This window comes from Calidithermus terrae (assembly GCF_003574345.1).
In the GTDB taxonomy this organism is placed as follows: Bacteria; Deinococcota; Deinococci; order Deinococcales; family Thermaceae; genus Calidithermus; species Calidithermus chliarophilus.
In genome coordinates, this window is record NZ_QXDL01000233.1 from 1 (window position 1) to 5,664 (window position 5,664).

A 5,664-nucleotide genomic window follows, 5' to 3' on the forward strand; every position below is an offset into this window, starting at 1 on the left:
GTCTGGCCCCGGCGGCTGGGGCCCGGCCACCCCTGGCTCGAGCCCCTGCGCCAGGGCCAGACCCTGCGGCAGGACCTGGAGCCCGGCTACGGGCTGGCCCTGCCGGTCGGGCTCGAGGGGCGGCTGTGGGGCTTCGTGCTGCTGCGCGGAGCCCGGGCGTCCGGTTGGGGCGAGGAGGAGACCGTGCCCCTACGCTGGGCCGCCCACGCGCTGGTCGAGGCCCTCCAGCGGTCCCGGCTCGAGCAGGCCCTGCGCCAGAGCGAGCAGCGCTACGCCGGGTTGCAAGCGGCGAGCCAGCGGCGGGTGGCCGAGCTGAGCCTGCTCTCCTCGGTGCTGCGGGCCCTAGCCACCGACCTCGAGCCCGAGCCGGTCTTCCGCAAGGTGGTGGAGGCGGTCTCGGAGTCGCTGGGCGGGTCGCTGGCCTCGCTGTACCTGCTCGAGGGCAAAGACCTGATCCTGCAACACCAGGTGGGCTACCACCGGTGGTTCGAGCGCATCCCGCTGGAGCGGGGGGTCATCGGGCGCGCCGTCCGCAACGCGCAGGCCCAGCTCATCACCGACCCTGCCGCCGACCCGGACTTCCTGGACGCCGTCGGCGGCGTGGTGTCGGCCATCGCGATCCCGGTGTGCATCGCCGAGGAGGTGGGGGGCGTGCTGGCGGTGGAGAGCCGCACCGAGGTCTTCACCCCCGCCGACCTCGAGCGCCTGCAGAGCGTGGCGGCCCCGCTGGGGCTGGTGCTCGAGCGCGCGAGGCTGTTCCGGTCGTTGCGCGAGAGCGAGAGCCGCTTCCGCGCCCTGGTCGAAACCTCCCCCGACGGCATCCTCCAGGTCAGCGCCGAGGGGGTCATCCTCTACGCCAACCCCCGCTACCTCGAGCTGCTGGGCGCCCCCGGCGCGGCGGCGGTGGTCGGGCAGCCGGTGGTGGAGTTCGTGGCCCCCGAGTTCCGCCAGCAGGTCGCCGAGCGCATCCGCCAGGTCACCGCCCACAAGCAGCGCGTGCCCTTCGCCGAGCAGCAGTACCGGCGCTTCGACGGCACCCTCCTGACCGTGGAGGTCAGCGCCAGCCCGGTCGAGGACCCGCGGCTGGGCCAGACCACCCTCATCGCCATCGTGCGCGACATCACCGCGCGCAAGCAGACCGAGCAGGCCCTGCGCCAGAGCGAGCAGCGCTACCGCCTCCTGGCCGAGAACGTCACCGACGCCATCTTCATCCTCGACCTCGAGCTCAACTTCAGCTACGTCAGCCCCTCGGTCTACCGGCTCAACGGCTACGAGGCCGCCGAGCTGCAGGGGCGCAACCTGTACGACGTGCTCTCGCCCCACAACGCCGCGCGGGTGGGCGAGGTGGTGCGGCAGCAGCTCGGCCAGACCCACGGCCCGGCCGATCCCTGGGCCTCGCACGTGCTCGAGCTCACCCTCACCCACAAGAACGGCCAGCCGGTGTGGAGCGAGATCCAGATCAGCTTCCTGCGCGACGAGCAGGGCCAGGCGGTGGGGGTGCTGGCGGTGGCCCGCAACATCAGCGAGCGGCGCCTGGCCGAGACCGCCATGCGCGAGAGCGAAACGCGCTACCGCAGCCTCTTCGAGGGCATGCCCATCGGCCTCTACCGCACCAGCCTCGACGGCTACTTCCTCGACGGCAACCCAGCCCTGGTCCAGATGCTGGGCTTCGACAGCCTCGAGGAGCTGCGCCAGCACAACGCCGGCAGCTTCTACTGCGCCCCCCAGACCCGTCCCGCCCTGATCGAGCAGTACCTCCACGGCGGGGTGCACATCACCGAGACCGAGCTCGTGCGGCGCGACGGGCGGCGGCTGTGGGTGCAGGAGGTGGCCCACCTCGTCTGCGACGAGCAGGGCAAGCCCTTGTACTTCGAGGGCAGCCTGCAGGACATCAGCGAGCGCAAGGCCTACCAGGCCCAGGTCGAGCGGCTGGCCTACTACGACCCCCTCACCGCGCTGCCCAACCGCTTCCTGCTGCAAGAGCGCGCCGAGCAGGCCCTCGCCCGCGCCCGCCGCAGCCAGCAGGCCGTCACCCTGGCCTACCTCGACCTCGACCGTTTCAAGGAGATCAACGACACCCTGGGCCACAAGGTGGGCGACGAGCTGTTGCGGCTGGTGGCCGACCGCATCCGCAACCTCAGCCGCGAGGCCGACACCCAGGCCCGCCTGGGCGGCGACGAGTTCGCGCTGCTGCTGTGCGACACCGACTCCCGCGGCGCGTCGCAGGTGGCGAGCCGGCTGCTCGAGGCCCTCAAGCAGCCCTTCGTGGTGGGGGGCGAGACGGTGCACGTGGGGGCGAGCATCGGGCTGGCGGTCTACCCGCGCGACGGCGAGACCCTCGACGCCCTCACCCGCGCCGCCGACATCGCCATGTACCAGGCCAAGGCCGAAGGCGGCGGCTTCCGCTTCTACAACCCCGCCCAGAACCGCTACACCCGCCAGCGCCTGTCCACCCTGCAGGGCCTGCGGCGGGCACTGGGGCAGGGCGAATTGCTGCTGCACTACCAGCCCGTCCTCGACCTGCGCACCCAGACCCTGCGGCGCATGGAGGCGCTGGTGCGCTGGCAGGACCCCGAGCGCGGGATGATCCCCCCCAGCGAGTTCGTGCCCCTGGCCGAGGAGACCGGCATCATCCAGGAGCTCGACCTCTTCGTGCTCGAGCAGGCCCTGCGCGAGGCCCAAAGCCACGGGCTGGAGTTCTCGCTCAACCTCTCCGCGCGCAACTTCCACGACCCCCACTTCGTCGAGCTGGCCGCGCACCTCCTGCAGCAGCACCCGCTGGGCCGGGGGCGGCTGTGGCTGGAGATCACCGAGACCGCGCTGATGCTCGAGCGCGAGAAGGCCATCCACAACCTGCAGGCCCTGCGCAACCTCGGCGCGCGCATCGCCCTCGACGACTTCGGCATGGGCTACTCCTCGCTGGCCTACCTCAAGCACCTGCCCGTGGACATGCTCAAGCTCGACAAGCAGTTCGTCGCCGGCATCGGCAACGCCCGCGACGAGGCCATCCTGCACAGCGTGATCGCGCTGGGGCACGGCCTGGGGCTGGAGGTGCTGGCCGAGGGGGTGGAGACCCCGCGCCAGCTCGCCTGGCTGCAGTCGGCGGGCTGCGACCTGGCCCAGGGCTACTACATCGGCATGCCCAGCCCCTCCGGCAGCGGCGGCTTCGCCTTCCAGGTGCCGCTGGGCCCCGAGTCCTGAAGCGCTGGCCGGAGGCGCTCGGCGGCCCAATAGCTGCCCCTGCCACGAACCTCCCCGGGCCAGCCCCTACAATGGGGGCGTGATCGAGAAGGTCTATCTCGCCAGGCCCCGCGGCTTCTGCGCCGGGGTGGTCATGGCCATCGAGGCCGTGGAGAAGGCCGCGCGCGAGCTGCGGGAGCAGGGCGAAGTGGTGGTCTACCACGCCATCGTCCACAACGACGTGGTGGTGCAGCGCCTCGAGCAAGAGCACAACGTGCACTTCGTCGAGGACTTAGCCGAGGTCGAGGCCCTGCGCGAGGAGCGCGCTAGGGCCGGGGCCCGCCTGGCCGACACGGTGGTCTTCAGCGCCCACGGCATCCCCCCCTGGCTGCGCACCGACGCCGCCCGGCAGGGCCTCCACCAGATCGACGCGACCTGCCCGCTGGTGACCAAGGTCCACTCCGAGGCCAAGCGCTACGCCAAGGAGGGCTACTGGATCCTGCTCATCGGCGACTCGAGCGAGCACCAGGAGATCAAGGGCACCCGCGGCGAGGCCCCCGAGCGCACCATCCTGGTCTCCGTCCACACCCACGTCGGCCGCGACCCCAAGATGGCCGACCCCCGCACCGTCGAGGTCCCCGACCCCGAGCGGGTGGTGGTGCTCACCCAGACCACCCTCTCCGTAGACGACACCCTCGCCACCGTCGAGATCCTCAAGGCCCGCTTCCCCAAGCTGGTCGTGCCCCCGCGCGACGACCTGTGCTACGCCACCAAGAACCGCCAGGACGCGGTCAAGAAGATCGCCCCGCACGTGGACTTGTTCTTAGTGCTCACCAGCCTCAAGAGCTCCAACGGGATGCGGCTGCTGGAGCTGGCCCAGCAGCTCACCCCCCGCGCCGAGCGCATCAACACCGCGCAGGAGATCCGGCCCGAGTGGCTCGAGGGCGTGCGCAGCGTGGGCATCACCTCCGCCGCCTCCACCCCCGACGACCTGGTGCAGGAGGCGGTGGCCTACTTCAAGGCCCTGAACCCCGCGCTCGAGGTCGTCGAGGAGGGCGAGTGGGAGAACATCGAATTCCGCGAACCCCGCCGCCTGGCCCCCGACGAGGTGCTCGCCCGCTCCTCCTGAACGCCTCCCGCCCCGCGGGAGCCCGGGACGGGCTCAGCGCGGAAGCCGCCGGCGGCTCGGAGAAAGCCGGGGGGGACCTACCCCCGCCCGAGGGATTGTGGAGAACCCGCCGGGTTTGCCATAATGCTTCCTTGTAAACCCAGCTGAACGAGGTGGCTCGAGGCGTCTTGCGTAACGCCGGTGTAACGTTGCAGATGGAGAATTAGCCCATGCCCCCCGGGTCAGGCTTGCCCCCAACCCGCGATCCCGCGCTCGAGGTGTTGAAGAACCGGGTGTACCGCTTGGGGCTGCCGGTGGTGCTGCTGGCGGCCCTCATCGGCGCGCTGGTGAACCGGCCCACCCCCGAGCTGGGCCCCCTCGACCGCTACAACCTGCCCATCACCACGGCCTGGCTGTTCGCCTGCTACGGGGTGCTGCTGTGGCAGCGGCGCATAACCCCGGCCTTCGAGTACGCGGTGCTGGGCGGGAGCACGCTGTTTTTCCTCATCAACACCCACCTCAACCTCAGCGCGCTGGCGCTGTGGGACGACCACATCTGGCTGCCGTCGCTGTGGACGGGGACGCTCTACCTGTGGACCTACCTGGTGGCGGGCTACCGCCACGCCCTGCGGCTGTCGCTGGGGATCCTGGGCCTCCACCTGGCCGTCGGCCTGGTCACCCTGCTGCCGCTGTGGTGGGGGGGCTGGCGGCCCGGCCTGGCCCACCTCGACGCCCTGGCCCAGTTCTACCTTTCGCAAGTCGCCTACTTGCTGCTGTGCCGCCTGGTGATCGGCTTCGGGGAGCAGGTGACCCGCCTGCGCCTGCAGGCCGAGACCTACTACCGCCTCGCCCACACCGACGCGCTGACCGGCGTCCCCAACCGCCGCTACCTGCTCGGCGAGATCGGGCGCGAGCTCGAGCGCGCCCAGCGCTACGACCGCCCCCTAGCCCTCATCCTCCTCGACCTCGACCGCTTCAAGCAGGTCAACGACTGCTACGGCCACGAGACCGGCGACCGGGTGCTGCAGCAGGTGGCCCAGCGCATCCAGCGCGGCATCCGGCAGTCGGACCGCATGGGCCGGTGGGGCGGGGAGGAATTCCTGGTGCTGCTGCCGGAGGCGGGCCTCGAGGAGGCCACCCAGTTGGCCGAACGGCTGCGCGAGGGGCTCAAAGAGCCGCTGCTGGGGGGCCTCGAGCCCCTCAGCGCCAGCTTAGGGGTGGTGGTGGCCCGGCCGGGCGACACCCCCGACTGCCTGGTGATCGGCTTCGGGGAGCAGGTGACCCGCCTGCGCCTGCAGGCCGAGACCTACTACCGCCTCGCCCACACCGACGCGCTGACCGGCGTCCCCAACCGCCGCTACCTGCTCGGCGAGATC

At 71.4% G+C, this 5,664-nt stretch carries 3 protein-coding genes; all 3 read left to right on the top strand.

Annotated elements, in window-relative coordinates; translation table 11 throughout:
- Positions 1-3,201 (top strand): EAL domain-containing protein (locus Mterra_RS18160; protein ID WP_119316429.1); only part of this gene is annotated, 3,201 nt, incomplete at its 5' end.
- A gap of 79 nt (positions 3,202-3,280) precedes the next feature.
- Entirely contained in the window at positions 3,281-4,309 is a 1,029-nt protein-coding gene (ispH, locus tag Mterra_RS18165; RefSeq protein ID WP_119316430.1) for a 4-hydroxy-3-methylbut-2-enyl diphosphate reductase, read from the top strand.
- Between the two features lie 209 nt (positions 4,310-4,518).
- A partial coding sequence (locus Mterra_RS18170; RefSeq protein WP_147372927.1) for a GGDEF domain-containing protein occupies positions 4,519-5,664 on the top strand: 1,146 nt, incomplete at its 3' end.